General features: G+C 27.5%; 1 protein-coding gene. It reads right to left on the bottom strand.

What is annotated here, in order from left to right:
* Positions 1 to 118 precede the first annotated feature (118 nt).
* On the bottom strand, positions 119 to 316 hold the full coding sequence (locus VN21_RS02530; protein ID WP_021430292.1) for an alpha/beta-type small acid-soluble spore protein: 198 nt from the start codon (positions 314 to 316) through the stop codon (positions 119 to 121).
* Between the last annotated feature and the right edge of the window lie 120 nt (positions 317 to 436).

Raw genomic sequence — 436 nt, 5'->3', positions numbered from 1 at the left:
ATAAAAGTAGAATTTAATATTTAAATATATGCACTTATATAAAAAATTTATTTATCTATGTAAAAAGGCTACCTTGTAAGGTAGCCTTCTCATGAATCCTAGGTGTCTAATTTACTACTTATTTCCCAGACATTTGTCTTTCTGCCATCTCTACTAGCTTTTTAGTCATGTATCCACCTACATATCCGTTTTGTCTAGCAGTTAAGTTTCCTTTATCTACTGATTCATAGTTAGATAAACCTAACTCATTAGCTATTTCTAGCTTCATTTGATTTAATGCTGCTTTAGCTTCTGGAACGGCTTTTTTAGTTGACATAGTAAATTTCCTCCTTAAAGTTATAAGATGTCTCAACAAGTTTTTTAAAAATCTTGTTGTTGGTATTAATTTAACCAATGTCCAAAATTATATTCATATTTTTAAAAATTTTTTTATTTA

Origin of the sequence: Paraclostridium benzoelyticum (genome assembly GCF_001006285.1) — a bacterium.
Taxonomy (GTDB): Bacteria; Bacillota; Clostridia; order Peptostreptococcales; family Peptostreptococcaceae; genus Paraclostridium; species Paraclostridium benzoelyticum.
Note: the sequence above shows the minus strand (reverse complement) of the source record. Positions and strands in the feature narration are given on the sequence as shown.